The following is a 13,025-nucleotide window of genomic DNA, read 5'->3' on the forward strand; positions in this document are numbered from 1 at the left end:
GGGACGTTGCATATTGACCGGCCCGCGACCTTTTGGTTTGTGCTGGGTAAGCACACATATTCATAGCCAAGCGAATCGATTTGATCGGAGGGACGCATGAGCAGCATGAAAGACCGCGAAGAGGGCTTCGAGCGCAAATTCGTCTTCGACGAGGAGCTCCGCTTCAAGGCCTCGGCGCGCCGCAACAGAGCGCTCGGCCTGTGGGCCGCCGAAAAGCTGGGCAAGAGCGGAGCCGATGCCGAGGCCTATGCCAAAGCAGTAGTCGTCTCCGACATCGAGGAGGCCGGCGACCATGACGTCTTCCGCAAGATCCGCGAGGACTTCGACGCCGCGGGCGTCAACCAGTCGGACCATCAGATCCGCCGCACCATGGACGAGCTGATGGCGCAGGCGATCGAGCAGGTCAAGAACACGTAAAAATCGTTGGACCAATCGACCGCCCGGCTCAGCCGGGCGGTTTTCTTTGCCTTGCCGCCGTTTCCGGCTGAGACTGCGGATCGTTACCAAGGAAGTTCCGATGTCGCTCAAGTCCCGCCTGGCCGCCGACGAAACGCTGTTCACCGCCTGGTCCGGCGTGCCGGACGCGCTGACGGTAGAGATCATCGCCAAGCAGGGCTTTGATGCCGTTACCCTCGACATGCAGCATGGCGGCCACCACGAGGACAGCGTTCTGCGCGGCCTGGTGCCGGTGCTTGCCGCCAACAAGCCGGCGCTGGTGCGCATCCCGGTCGGGCGCTTCGACATGGCGAGCCGGGCGCTCGATTTCGGCGCAGAGGCGGTGATCGCGCCGATGGTCAATTCCGTTGACGACGCCAGGCAGTTCGCCGCAGCGATGAAGTACCCGCCGATGGGCGAGCGTTCTTGGGGCCCGACCTATGCCTTCCCGCGCCATGGGAAGGGCGACCATGCCGAGTGGCTGCGCGACTCGAACCAGCGCACCATGGCCTTTGCCATGGTCGAGACGCGTGCGGCGTTCGAGGCGCTGGACGGCATCCTCGAGACGCCCGGCATCGATGGCATCTTCGTCGGGCCGTCGGATTTCTCGATCGCCTGGTCGAATGGCACCACCGTCAATTCGACGCTGGAAAGCATGATGGAGACGGTCGCCTCGATCGCCGAGCGGACGCGCAAGGCAGGGAAGCACGCCGCGATCTATGTCATCGAACCGGCCGTTGCCGGCCGCGTCGTGTCGATGGGCTATCGGCTGCTCGCCATGGGTTCTGACCACACGCTGATCTCGCTCGGAGCCAGGACGCTGCTGAAGAGCATGCGGGATTCGATCGGCGCCTGAGGCGCCGGCGTTTCAAGGCTCCTTCAGTTCCGTCAGGAACTTGGCGAAAGTCATCGATCCCTCCGGCCAGGGGCCGAAGCCCGCGTCTTGGTTGAGATGGCCGGCGTCGCCGGCGTCGATGAACAGCGAACCCCAGGCGGCGGCGATGTCCTCGGCAACCTCAAAGGCGCAGAACGGGTCGTTGCGGCTGGCGATCACGATCGACGGAAAGGGCAGGGGATCGCGCGAATAGGGCCCGAAGGTCATCAGGTGCCTCGGCCTGATCTCCGGATTGGCGACATCAGGGGGCGCCACGAAGAAGGCGCCCGCGACCGGCTTCTGGAATTGCGGGATCGCCTGCACCGCAGCCGCCACACCCAGCGAATGCGCGACGATGACCACCGGCCGCTCGGCCTCGTTGACAGCTTTCGCTACACTTGCCGTCCAGTCCTCGCGCACGGGTTTCGTCCACTCGGCCTGTTCGACCCTGCGTGCCGTCGACAATTTCGATTGCCACCGGGTCTGCCAGTGTTCGGGCCCGGAATTGGTGTAGCCCGGTATGATGAGAATATCGGCGTCCTTGACTTTCATGGCGCCGATGTAGCGAGCGCCCCTGTCTGATGCAACCGGCCGGTGGAATGCAGTGGCATCACAAAGGTGAACAACGTGTTCGATTCTTTCAACCTTGTGTGAACGATGGTGATGAACGATCTGGAGAGGGAACAGGAATGACTAATAAACGTCGGAGCGACTGCCCATCGTGAGATCGGCGCCCGAACGGAGAGTGTGATGAGCGAACTGCCTTTTGCCGCGACCACCCCGGTCAGCGTCGCGCGTGTCGGGTTGAAGGCGCGCGATGCCGAAAACCTTGCCGCCTATTATCGTGCCGTCGTCGGCCTGCAGGAGTTGAGCCGCGCCGATGGCGCGATCACCCTCGGCGCCGCGGGCCGCCCGCTGCTGGTGCTGGAGCAGGATGCCTCGGCCAAGCCTGACGACCCGCGCAGCGCCGGCCTGTTCCATACTGCGTTCCTGCTGCCATCGCGCGCCGATCTCGGCCGGTGGATCAGCCATGCCGCCGCCAACCGGATCGGCATCGAAGGCGCCTCGGACCATCTGGTCAGCGAGGCGCTCTACCTCACCGACCCTGAAGGCAACGGCATCGAGATCTACGCCGATCGCCGTCCGCAGGATTGGAAATGGAACGGCGACAAGATCGCAATGTCGACCGAGCGGCTGAATCTCCCCGCGGTCGTCGCCAGCGTGCCCGTCGGTGACGCCGGCTGGCAGGGAGCGCCGGAAAACACCATTGTCGGCCATGTCCACCTGCGCGTCGGGCGTCCGGAAGACGCCGAAGCGTGGTGGCATGACGAATTCGGCTTCGACACGGTCGCCAAATATGGCGGTCAGGCGGTGTTCCTGTCCTCCGGCCACTACCACCACCATATCGGTGCCAATTCCTGGCGCAGCGCCGGCGCCGGCCGCCGCGATCCCTCCCGCTCGGGCCTCGCCTGGGTCGAAATGCGCTCGGATAACGTGAAGGCCGAGACGACGCGTGAAGATCCCTGGGGCACGGTGATCAGGACGGTGCCTGGCAAGGCCTGATTAGGCTGCGCCACGCTAGCGGGCCTTCCCCCGGACTCAGGCCTGTCCAAACACCCGCTTGAAGATCGTGTCGACATGCTTGGTGTGATAGCCGAGGTCGAACTTCTCGCGGATCTCGGCCTCGGGCAGTGCCGCTGTTACGTCCTTGTCGGCAAGCAGTTCCTCAAGGAAATCAGCGCCTTGCTCCCATACCTTCATGGCGTTGCGCTGCACCAGGCGATAGGCATCCTCGCGTGACACGCCAGCCTGCGTCAACGCCAGCAGCACGCGCTGCGAATGCACCAGGCCGCGGAACTTGTTGAGGTTCTTCTCCATGTTCTCGGGGTAAACGAGCAGCTTATCGACGACGCCGGTCAGGCGTGCCAAGGCGAAGTCGAGCGTCACCGTCGCGTCCGGTCCGATCATGCGCTCCACCGAGGAGTGCGAGATATCGCGCTCGTGCCACAGCGCCACATCCTCCATGGCCGGTATGGCGTAGGAGCGGACCATGCGGGCAAGGCCGGTGAGATTCTCGGTCAACACCGGGTTGCGCTTGTGCGGCATCGCCGACGAGCCCTTTTGTCCCGGCGAGAAATATTCTTCCGCTTCCAGCACCTCGGTGCGCTGCAGATGCCGGATCTCGACGGCCAGGCGCTCGACCGACGAGGCGATCACGCCGAGCGTAGCGAAGAACATCGCATGGCGGTCTCGCGGGATGACCTGAGTCGAGACCGGTTCCGGCTTCAGGCCGAGTTTCTTCGCCACATGCTCTTCGACGCAGGGATCGATGTTGGCGAAGGTGCCGACCGCGCCCGAGATGGCGCAGGTGGCGATGTCTTCGCGCGCGTGCAGCAACCGCTCGCGGCAACGCGAAAATTCGGCATAGGCCAGCGCCAGCTTGACGCCGAAGGTGGTCGGCTCGGCATGGATGCCGTGGCTGCGGCCGATGGTGATGGTATCCTTGTGCTCGAAGGCGCGGCGCTTCAGGGCCACAAGCAGCGCGTCAATGTCGGCAAGCAGAATGTCGCTGGCGCGTGTCAATTGCACCGCAAGACACGTGTCGAGAACGTCCGACGAGGTCATGCCCTGGTGAATGAAGCGGGCGTCCGGTCCGACGAATTCGGCGAGATGGGTCAGGAATGCAATCACGTCATGCTTGGTGACGCGCTCGATCTCGTCAATTTTGCCAACGTCGAATTTCGCCGCGCCGCCCTTCTCCCAAATCGTCTTCGCGGCTTCCTTCGGGATGACGCCGAGCTCGGCCAGCGCATCGCAGGCATAAGCCTCGATCTCGAACCAGATGCGGAACCGGGTTTCGGGCGACCAGATGGCGACCATTTCCGGCCGGGAATAGCGAGGGATCATGGTTTCTTAGTCCTGCTGGGAGAAGCTTTGGCCGCGTCCTAACAGAGGCCGGCTCAATGCTCAACGCCGCCGGCGTGCAAACCAGATGCTGGCGGCGGCAAGTACGGCAAAGCCGAACGGAAAATAGAGCCGGACGCCCAGGACGACGAACTGGTAGAGCGCGGCGAGGACCGTGAACGCGAACTCAGACGCCCAGGTCCGCGTGAAGGCCGGCTCGTGCCACTCGGCGTAGTAAGAACGGTATTGCAGGGCAAACAGCCCGCCGGTGAAAGCGAGCGTCGCGCCAAGCAGGCATACGAAAGCTGCGGCGAGCGCGGTTTCCCAGTGGCGGCCGCGCGATACCAGTGCGGCGAACGTCAGCCCGACCGAAAAAGCAAGCGCGCCGCCGAGCGCATAAAGCAGCACGACGAAGCGGGCGCTGTCCGGCGTCTCCCAATAATACAGATTGAGGAAATGCTCGCCGCCATCGCAAGCCCCCACAGCAGGGCGCCGACAATTGCCGTGCTTGCCGATGGCAGAGCGTCGCGCAGGCGGTTTGCCAGGCGCAGACGCAAGGAGGCCGGCTGCAGCGACGTTACGGTCACTGGGCCACGTTCCGCGGCGAAAAGCGGTTCGCCTTGCGTGGTGTTGGCAATGCTCCCTGTCTCATTGGCATCATGGCTATCACGCCATGGTGAACAAGACATGCCGCTCGATGCATCCAATCCGGCGGCCGTTTGTTATTGTGGGCGGCCGACAGGGACGGGCGGCCACCCACCGGAGGGACCAGCATGACCGTCGATCTTAGTAAGATACGCGAGCATATGGAAGTAGTCGGCGCCGATGGCGTCCATGTCGGTACCGTCGACAAGGTCGAGGGGCAGCGCATCAAGCTGACCAAGGCCGACAGCGGCATGGGCTCGCACAAAGGCCACCACCATTATGTTCCGCTGGCTCTGGTCGCGGAGATCGAAGGAAAGAAGGTCTGGCTCTCGGCGAATTCGGAAGTCGCGGTGACGTTCGAGGAAGAGAAGTCCGACCCGACCTGACCGGCGTCCAGAACTCTAGCGGGACGACCAGACCGGAAAGAGATCGCCGTCGGCCGGCGTCGCCGCGTGGACGCCGCGGCTGATGGCGCGGGCCATCGTAGACCCCGCTGCGGTATAGAGATCGATCGCTGCATCGGCGCTGAGTTCGATGCCGCTCCTGCCGGTCGCGAGCGCAAAGACGAGATCGCCGTCGGCCGGTGTGTGCGTCGGCCAGATGGCGCGGGCAAATCCGTCATGCGCCGAAATCGCCAGCCGTTTGGCGGCCGACTTGGAAAGCACGGCATCGGTGGCAATGACGGCAATCGTCGTGCTGGCGCCCTCTGGGTGTTCCCCTGCGCGCCTGTCGCGGTACTTCAAAAGTATCTTCCTGGCGTCTTCCGGTATCGGGTCGGGATAACCCAAGCCGCCGAATTCATCGCCGATCTCGAAGGGAGCGGCCCAGAAATGGCGGCTGCGTCCGACCGTCACCGAACCGGTCGGGTTGACGGCGGCGAGCGCGCCGATGGTGACGCCGCTGTCGAGCATCGTCGAGGCCGAACCCAGCCCGCCCTTCAGACCGGAAGTCAGCGCGCCGGTACCGGCGCCGACCGTACCGAGCGGGAAATCGGTCGTTGTCGCCTGAGCCGCCTCGTAGCCAAGCTCGCGATAGGGCGGATAGCGGCCCCAATCCTTGTCGCCGCCATTGCGCAGGTCGAAGAGGATCGCGGCCGGCACGATCGGCACGCGAAAACCACCCACCTCGACGCCGATGTTTTTCTCCCGCAGCGCCGCCTGGACGCCGGAAGCGGCATCGAGGCCGAAGGCCGAGCCGCCGGACAGCACGACTGCGTGAATGGTCGCGATCGAGTTTTGCGGCTCGAGCAGGTCGGTCTCACGCGTGCCCGGTGCGCCACCCAGCACCTGGACTCCGGCCACCGCCGGCTCCTCGCAAAGCACTACCGTGACGCCGGACTTCAGCCTGGCGTCAGCAGCATTGCCGACGGTGAGTCCGGCGACGTCGGTGATCAGGTTGCGTGGACCGGTGCGGAACATCAGTTTTCCTCCAGCGGCACGAAATGGGTGCCGTCGAAGCGGAAGGCGCGGAATGGGTTTTGGCTGAGATCGCCCTTTTCGTCGAAGCGGACGGTGCCGATAGCGGTCGCGAAATCATGGTCGGTCAGCGTCTTGGCGAGCGGCTTGCCGGAGCTTTCTGCGTCGACCGCTGCCGCCTTGGCGACCTCCACCGCGGCATAAGCCGGCAGCGTGTAGCCGTCGGTCACGATCTTCCTTTCGCCAAAGGCCTGCACGACCTTGGGGTCCGCGACTTCTGCCCACTCCGGCAGCGCGATCATCAGTGTGCCGGCCGCATAGGGCACATCGCCGGGTGTCGTGCGCAGCGTCTCGCCGCCGGCGAAGGTGATGCCGGCATTGAGCGAGGCAGCGTCGCGCCCCATGATGGCGATGTCGTCGCCGTCGCCGCCGGCAAACACTTTCGTAGCCCCCGCTTTTTTCAGGCGGCCGATCAGCCCGATCTGGTTGTCGAGCTGCGGCCGGAACGTGTCGACGAAGACCGGTTTCAGCGCCGCCTGCTCGGCGGCCGCGCGGAAAGTCTCTGCGATCTCTCGGCCATAGATGGTGCCGTCATCGATAACGGCGAACAATTCGTTCTGCCAGAGCCGAGTGAGGATCGTGGCCACCGCATTGCGTTCGTCGTCGCCGCGCGGGCCAAGCCGGTAGACCGGCCAGCCGGTCTTGGCGCGGCGGTCGGTCAGACTCTCGGTGCGCACGCCGATCGCGATGACCGGAATGTTGGCATCCTTCAGGATCGGCAGCGCCGCCTCGATCGCCTCGGTGCACAGAAAACCGACAACGATGTTGACCTTGGCATCCACGAACTGCCTGGCAGCCGCTGCACCGCCGTCGGCCGTGCAGGCGTCGTCAACGGTTCGGACCGCGACGCCTTCGGCGTCCGCCGCCAGCGCGGTCCCCGCCTCGATCTGCTTGCCGAGGATCGCCGACGGCCCGGACAGCGGTGCGGCGACGCCAACCAGCGTCTCGGCATGGACGCTCGCGCCCAGCCAAAGCAGCGCGGCTAAAGTCGTCGTGAGAAGGCGCATTCGGGCGAAGAGGTCCTCCGTGCCGGGAGTATTGTTCCGGCACTATTCCAGCAAAGACCTAAAGGCTGCCTAATCCCGGTGCAACACGCGAATTCAGGATTGCGCTCAAGCACTTCGCTTGTGTCATACAATATGCAGCCATATATAACGAGCTTCCGTTTTGGCAGGTGGATCATCGGGTGCTGAAGATTAATGACATCGGGCCGCAAGCCTATCGCGATGCGATGGCGCATTTTGCCGGCCATGTGCATGTGGTGACCACGGACGGCCCGGCCGGGAGACGGGGCGCAACGGTGATTGCCGCCTGCTCGGTCTCGGATACGCCGCCCGCCGTGCTTGTCTGCCTCAACCGCGAAAATCCCAAGAACGAGGCCTTCATCCGGAACGGCAATTTCGCGCTGAACACGCTCGCCTCGGACCAGGAGGCGCTGTCGGTCGGCTTTTCCGGCATCACCGGCCTGCCGTCCGAGGAGCGCTTCGCGCTCGGCGAATGGGACGTGATCTCGACCGGCGCGCCGACGCTGAAAGGCGCGCTCGCCGTCTTCGATTGTCAGATCATCGATACCAAGGATTTGGCCACCCACCGTGTGCTTTTTGGCAAGGTGACGGGCCTGCGCATCGGCGATAATTTGCGGCCGCTGATCTACCACAACCGCGACTACCACGTTCTGTGAAAACCGCTCTTGCGCTTTGATGGGTCGAGGCGCGCACCCGTGGCGGGAAGGCGATGCTGCCGCGTGTCGACGAGTTCCGCGCCGTGCACAATCTCGACGCGCTGGCCGCTCCTTGCGCCTCGCTCGACCAGCGGCCGGCCGCAGCGGTTGACCCGCGGCCCTGGCTGCGAACTGGCGACAGGCGGGCCGCGTAGCCATATGTTTCGCAGCGATATATTCCTCTGGGACGTTCCCCGAGAAAACAGACTTTGCGAGAAGCGACGATGGACGAGAGCATTTATCTCGACGAGGCCCGCGATCCCCTGATCATCGCGGAAGGCTGGATGAAGAACGGTAAGAATGTCGCCATCGCGACCGTGGTCGAAACCTGGGGTTCGGCGCCGCGCCCGGCCGGCAGCCATCTGGTTATCGACGCCGAAGGCAATTTCCACGGCTCGGTGTCGGGCGGCTGTGTCGAGGGCGCGGTGGTGACCGAGGCGATCGACGTGATCGGCTCGGGCAAGCCGAGGATGCTGGAGTTCGGCGTCGCCGACGAAACCGCCTGGCAGGTGGGGCTGTCCTGCGGCGGCCGCATCAAGGTCTATGTCGAGCGGCTGGGTTGACTGCGGATGGATCCGTATGTTCTCAAAACATTGAACGAAGAGCGCCGCGCCAGGCGCGCCGCGGTGCTGGTCACCGACCTCGGTGACGGCCGCGACCGCATCGTGCGTGAAGGCGACCGCGTCGCGGGCGAGCTCGGCGCGGCGATCGCCAGTGCGTTCCGCACCGGCATCTCTCGATCGGTGGAAGCGGAAGGGCGGACTTTCTTTCTCAATGCGCATCTGCCGCGCCCGCGCCTGGTGGTGGTCGGAGCGGTGCATATCAGCCAGGCGCTGGCGCCGATGGCCAGAATCGCCGGCTATCCCGTCGAGATCATCGATCCGCGCACCGCCTTCGCCACGCCGGAGCGCTTCCACGATGTGGCGCTGCATGCCGAATGGCCGGAAGATGTGCTGAAGCGCCAGCCGCTCGACAGCTACACCGCGCTTGCCGCCGTCACTCACGATCCCAAGATCGACGATTTCGCGCTGAAGGCGGCGCTCGACGCCAGGTGCTTCTATGTTGGGGCGCTTGGCAGCAGGAAGACTCACGCCAAGCGGGTCGAGCGTCTGCTGGCGCTCGGCGCCAGCGCCGACCAGATCGCCCGCATCCATGCACCGATCGGGCTGGACATCGGCGCCGCGAGCCCGGCCGAGATCGCCGTCGCGGTGCTGGCACAGACCATCCACGCCTTCCGCTCGCGCGGCCTGGAAAGCAAAGGCGCGGTGGCGTGAAGTTCGGCCCGATCGCGATCTATGAGGCCGAAGGCGCGGTGCTGGCGCATGCGACCACTGCCGGCGAGCGGCGATTCCGCAAGGCGCATCGGCTGAACGGCGAGGACGTTGCTGCGCTGAAGGCGGCCGGCATCAGCGAAGTCGTCGTGGCCGTTCTCTCTTCCGATGACCTCGGCGAGGATGCCGCGGCCGAAAAGATCGCGTTGAACATGTCCCATCGCAACGTCGAGACGAAGCCCGCTGCAACGGGACGCGTGAACTTGCATGCCGAAACTGCAGGCGTCTTCACCGTCGACGCCCAGATGATCGACGCCATCAATGCCATCGACCCGGCGATCACCATCGCCACCCTGGCGCAGCACGCGCCTGTCGAGGCGGGCCAGATGGTGGCGACGGTGAAGATCATTCCGTTTGCCGTCGCTGCGAGCCTGGTCGATGCGGTGGCCAGGATTTGCGCCGGCGGCGAAATCTTCGCCGTCAACGCCTATCGCCCGGTCAACGTCGGCGTCATCCAGACGACGCTGCCCGGCTTGAAGCCGAGCGTGCTCGACAAGACGCTGCGGGTCACCGAGGCGCGGCTGGCGCGCTCCGGCGGCCGGCTGACTGCGGAGCGGCGCACGCCGCATGACGTGACGCTTGTTGCGGAAGCAGCAAGCGCGCTGGCGCGCGACAACGACATGGTGGTGATCTTCGGCGCCTCGGCGCTGGCCGATTTCGCCGATGTCATCCCTGCCGCGATCGAGAAGGCGGGCGGCAAAGTCATTCGAGCCGGCATGCCGGTCGATCCCGGCAATCTGCTGGTGCTCGGAACGCTCGACGGCAAGCGCGTCATCGGCGCGCCCGGCTGTGCCCGCAGCCCGAAGGAAAACGGTTTCGACTGGGTGCTGGACCGGCTGATCGCCGGGCTTGACGTGACGGCGGGCGACATTGCCGGCATGGGCGTCGGAGGCCTGTTGATGGAAATCCCGTCCAGGCCGCAGCCGCGCGAGCCGCTGCCGTCGCGGTCGGCAAAAGCGGAGCCGAGGGTCGACATCGTGCTTCTCGCCGCCGGGCGCTCCAGCCGCATGGGCGGGCCGAACAAACTGCTGGCGCTGTTCGACGGCAAGCCGCTGGTGCGGCGCACCGCCGAGCGGGCGCTGGGATCGAAGGCGGCCAACGCCATCGTCGTCACCGGCCATCAGCGCGAGCGGGTGCGCTCGGCGCTCTCAGGTCTCGATATCACGCTTGCCCACAATCCGGACTTCGCCGACGGGTTGGCCTCGTCGCTTAAGGCGGGCATCGCGCGGGTCGCGCCCGACGCGGCCGGCGCCATCATCGTGCTCGGCGACATGCCTGGTATCTCGTCTAAGGATCTCGATAGCCTGATCGATGCGTTCCGCCGATCCGGGGGCCGCGCGGTGGTGCGCGCGGCGCATCACGGCAAACGCGGCAACCCGGTGCTGCTGCCGCGGTCGCTGTTTGCCGCCGTCGCGCAGCTCGAAGGCGATACTGGCGCGCGCCATCTGGTCGAGGCCGAAGGGCTCGACGTCATCGATGTCGAAATCGGGCAGGGCGCTTCGATCGACGTCGATACACGCGAGGCGCTGGAAGGCGCGGGCGGCGTGCTGCAGGATTGACAAACCGAAGCCGAATTTCGCATGGCTTCGCAATGTCTTTGCGCTGCCGAACTCTGCTCACTTTGCTCGCCGCAACAGCTTGTTCGCTCTCTGCCGCCGAGGGCCAGACGTTGTCGCTGAAACCCTTCAAGGACGAGCTTTTCGCTTACCCGGCGACGCTGTCGAGCGGCGACAACGGTGCCTATACGGTGCTCGACTATCGCGAGATGCGCGACATCAATCAGCGCGACGAGGTGCCTGAAAGGCGTGTGCATGCCCAATATATCGACCCCGGCGTGCGCAAGATGCAGCAGGACTTGATGCTGAAGACCGATGTCGGCGATGTCCGGCATGTCGCAGTCGGCAAGACGCAAGGTGCCGCCATCATCGTCCTTTACCTGCACGGGCAGGGCGGCAGCCGCAAGCAGGGCGTCGACGACTTCACCTTTGGCGGCAATTTCAACCGCCTGAAGAATCTGATGGCCGAAAATGGCGGTCTTTATCTTTCGCCGGACTTTCCCGATTTCGGCGACAAGGGCGCCGCCCAAGTCGCGGCTTTGATCGACCACTATGCAGAGACATCGCCCGGCGCGAAAATCTTCGTCGCCTGCGGCTCGATGGGCGGCATTCTCTGCTGGAAGCTGGCCGACCGCAAGGATATTGGCGCCCGCGTCAGTGGGCTCCTGCTGCTCGGCTCGCTCTGGGACGAAAGCTTCTTGACCAGCCCGGCGTTCAAGCGCCGCGTGCCGGTGTTCTTCGGCCAGGGCAGCCGTGACGTGGTTTTCCAGGTTGAGAAGCAGGAAGCGTTCTTCCGCTCGATCCTCGCCAAATCGAAGACCTATCCGGCCCGCTTCGTGCGGTTCGAGACCGGCACGCATGGCACGCCGATCCGCATGGTCGATTGGCGCGGCACACTGAACTGGATGCTGACGAAAGCGCCCTGATCAAGGCGGCGTGTTGTAGTCCAGGACGGTCTCGGGATTGATCTCGCCGTCGTAAGATGCATCGACATCATACTGCACCAGCGAGAAATTGCCGTGGCGGAACAGATAGGTGCCGGTCGATGAAGCGTCGCCGACGCCGCGCCATTTGTTCATCGAGGTGATCGTCTTGGTCTTGTCGTCATATTCGGAATTGACCAGTTGGTCGTCGGTCTGGAAGCCGATGATGTCGATGCCCTCGACCTTGCCTTCGCTGTTGTTGTTCTCGTAACGGATGTCGAGTTCCGGCGCGGCGAACTGCAACTGCCGGACGCCGGACACATCGTCATAGATGTAATAGACCGCGCTTTCATTGTAGGCGGCCATCGAGCAGAAGAAGCGGAAGAGCCGCGTCTCGCGCTCCGGCTCGTCGGCTCCGGCGTCCTTGTCCTTGTAATGGATCGAGTAGGCGTCCGGCTCGCCGGCCGGCTTGCCTTCCGGGTTCTCCTTGTCGCACTGCTCGCCATAGGCGGCGAGGAACGACTTCCTGGCCTGTTCCAGCGCCTCGTCCTTCTTGGGCGGCGGCGGGCCGTCGCCGCAGCTTGTCGGCACGGCATCCTGGAAATCCGAAGTCGACGGCTTCAGGGCGCCCTTGTCGATAAAGATCGGCTGGAACGGCGGTTCCTGGATCTGCGCGTTGACCTGGCGAAGCGTGTAGCAGCCGGCAAAGATCTTGGCTTCGCCCTTCTTGTCGGTGGCCTGGATGGCGACAGGGACGCTGTAGTAGATGCTGCCGGCAGCACCTTCGTCCGATACCGCGCCGGTCTTGACCTCGACCGTGTCGGTGCTGTCGTAGCCTTTAATGAAGGCGTCGAAATCTTTTGCCGGCTTGGTGTCGCCGAAATAACCCCAGGCGCGGGCGAATTCATGCCGGTTGATCGCGCTGTAGAGCGAGCGGACAACGGCCTCGGCACTGGACCGGTCGTCGATATAAGGGGCTTCGGCTGCAAGCGCCGACCGGCCGATGCCCGCAAGGGAGAACAAGGCAGTCGCTGCGATAATGGCAGGTCTCATCGGGAATCTCCGCTCGATAACGAAAATACTACCACCGCGATTGCGGCGAGGCGGTGACGGGGGCGCAGGGCTGCTTGAAGAATCGAGCCGGGAAGCGCTAGCTCACGGC

15 protein-coding genes and 1 pseudogene are annotated in these 13,025 nt (G+C 64.6%); 10 read left to right on the forward strand and 6 right to left on the reverse strand.

Going from position 1 to position 13,025, the window contains the following annotated elements; all coding sequences use genetic code 11:
* Positions 1-96: 96 nt before the first annotated feature.
* Together EJ078_RS28365 and EJ078_RS28370 are read left to right on the forward strand one after the other, a co-directional pair.
* Positions 97-417: a DUF1476 domain-containing protein gene (locus EJ078_RS28365; protein ID WP_066995175.1), complete on the forward strand. Its 321-nt coding sequence runs from the start codon at positions 97-99 to the stop codon at positions 415-417.
* A 100-nt stretch (positions 418-517) separates the two neighbouring features.
* A complete protein-coding gene (locus tag EJ078_RS28370; protein ID WP_095779612.1) occupies positions 518-1,291 on the forward strand; it encodes an HpcH/HpaI aldolase/citrate lyase family protein in 774 nt (257 codons plus the stop codon).
* A gap of 12 nt (positions 1,292-1,303) precedes the next feature.
* Here EJ078_RS28370 and EJ078_RS28375 read toward each other — a convergent pair whose 3' ends face one another.
* On the reverse strand, positions 1,304-1,861 hold the full coding sequence (locus EJ078_RS28375; protein ID WP_067328331.1) for an alpha/beta hydrolase: 558 nt from the start codon (positions 1,859-1,861) through the stop codon (positions 1,304-1,306).
* Positions 1,862-2,059: 198 nt separating this feature from the next.
* On the opposite strand from EJ078_RS28375, the gene EJ078_RS28380 reads away from it, so the two are divergent.
* Positions 2,060-2,872: a VOC family protein gene (locus EJ078_RS28380; protein ID WP_095780610.1), complete on the forward strand. Its 813-nt coding sequence runs from the start codon at positions 2,060-2,062 to the stop codon at positions 2,870-2,872.
* Between the two features lie 36 nt (positions 2,873-2,908).
* Here the strand turns inward: EJ078_RS28380 and purB are convergent, their stop codons facing one another.
* Complete coding sequence (gene purB / locus EJ078_RS28385) at positions 2,909-4,216, reverse strand: adenylosuccinate lyase (RefSeq protein WP_127216065.1); 1,308 nt, start codon at positions 4,214-4,216, stop codon at positions 2,909-2,911.
* Between the two features lie 60 nt (positions 4,217-4,276).
* Positions 4,277-4,696: a hypothetical protein gene (locus EJ078_RS28390; RefSeq protein ID WP_306462671.1), complete on the reverse strand. Its 420-nt coding sequence runs from the start codon at positions 4,694-4,696 to the stop codon at positions 4,277-4,279.
* Positions 4,697-4,986: 290 nt separating this feature from the next.
* On the opposite strand from EJ078_RS28390, the gene EJ078_RS28395 reads away from it, so the two are divergent.
* The gene (locus EJ078_RS28395) at positions 4,987-5,244 is read left to right on the forward strand and encodes a DUF2171 domain-containing protein (RefSeq protein WP_095800838.1); all 258 of its coding nucleotides are present in this window, start codon (positions 4,987-4,989) and stop codon (positions 5,242-5,244) included.
* Between the two features lie 15 nt (positions 5,245-5,259).
* On the opposite strand, the gene EJ078_RS28400 is transcribed toward EJ078_RS28395, so the two are convergent.
* Entirely contained in the window at positions 5,260-6,276 is a 1,017-nt protein-coding gene (locus tag EJ078_RS28400; RefSeq protein ID WP_127216064.1) for a P1 family peptidase, read from the reverse strand.
* Positions 6,276-7,340, reverse strand: coding sequence for an ABC transporter substrate-binding protein (locus EJ078_RS28405; protein ID WP_127404264.1), 1,065 nt, complete (start codon positions 7,338-7,340; stop codon positions 6,276-6,278). Before EJ078_RS28405 ends, EJ078_RS28400 begins: the two co-directional genes overlap by 1 nt.
* A 179-nt stretch (positions 7,341-7,519) precedes the next feature.
* On the opposite strand from EJ078_RS28405, the gene EJ078_RS28410 reads away from it, so the two are divergent.
* From EJ078_RS28410 to EJ078_RS28435, 6 genes and pseudogenes are all read left to right on the forward strand, one after another.
* Positions 7,520-8,014, forward strand: coding sequence for a flavin reductase (locus EJ078_RS28410; protein ID WP_067328468.1), 495 nt, complete (start codon positions 7,520-7,522; stop codon positions 8,012-8,014).
* 3 nt (positions 8,015-8,017) lie between these two features.
* Positions 8,018-8,208, forward strand: a pseudogene (locus tag EJ078_RS28415) (VWA domain-containing protein); the annotation flags it as partial.
* Positions 8,209-8,277: 69 nt separating this feature from the next.
* Positions 8,278-8,616, forward strand: a complete 339-nt coding sequence (locus EJ078_RS28420) for an XdhC family protein (protein WP_127216063.1) — start codon at positions 8,278-8,280, stop codon at positions 8,614-8,616.
* A 6-nt stretch (positions 8,617-8,622) separates the two neighbouring features.
* Positions 8,623-9,327: an XdhC family protein gene (locus EJ078_RS28425; RefSeq protein WP_127216062.1), complete on the forward strand. Its 705-nt coding sequence runs from the start codon at positions 8,623-8,625 to the stop codon at positions 9,325-9,327.
* Positions 9,324-10,943, forward strand: coding sequence for a molybdopterin-binding/glycosyltransferase family 2 protein (locus tag EJ078_RS28430; protein ID WP_127216061.1), 1,620 nt, complete (start codon positions 9,324-9,326; stop codon positions 10,941-10,943). Before EJ078_RS28425 ends, EJ078_RS28430 begins: the two co-directional genes overlap by 4 nt.
* Before the next feature lie 32 nt (positions 10,944-10,975).
* Positions 10,976-11,866 (forward strand): alpha/beta fold hydrolase, encoded by an 891-nt coding sequence (locus EJ078_RS28435; RefSeq protein ID WP_095800833.1) that lies wholly within the window; start codon positions 10,976-10,978, stop codon positions 11,864-11,866.
* On the opposite strand, the gene EJ078_RS28440 is transcribed toward EJ078_RS28435, so the two are convergent.
* Positions 11,867-12,916 carry a DUF1176 domain-containing protein gene (locus tag EJ078_RS28440; RefSeq protein ID WP_127216060.1) on the reverse strand — a complete coding sequence of 350 codons (1,050 nt, stop codon included), beginning with the start codon at positions 12,914-12,916 and terminating at the stop codon, positions 11,867-11,869.
* Between the last annotated feature and the right edge of the window lie 109 nt (positions 12,917-13,025).

The organism is Mesorhizobium sp. M1A.F.Ca.IN.022.06.1.1 (assembly GCF_003952605.1).
Lineage (GTDB): Bacteria > Pseudomonadota > Alphaproteobacteria > Rhizobiales > Rhizobiaceae > Mesorhizobium.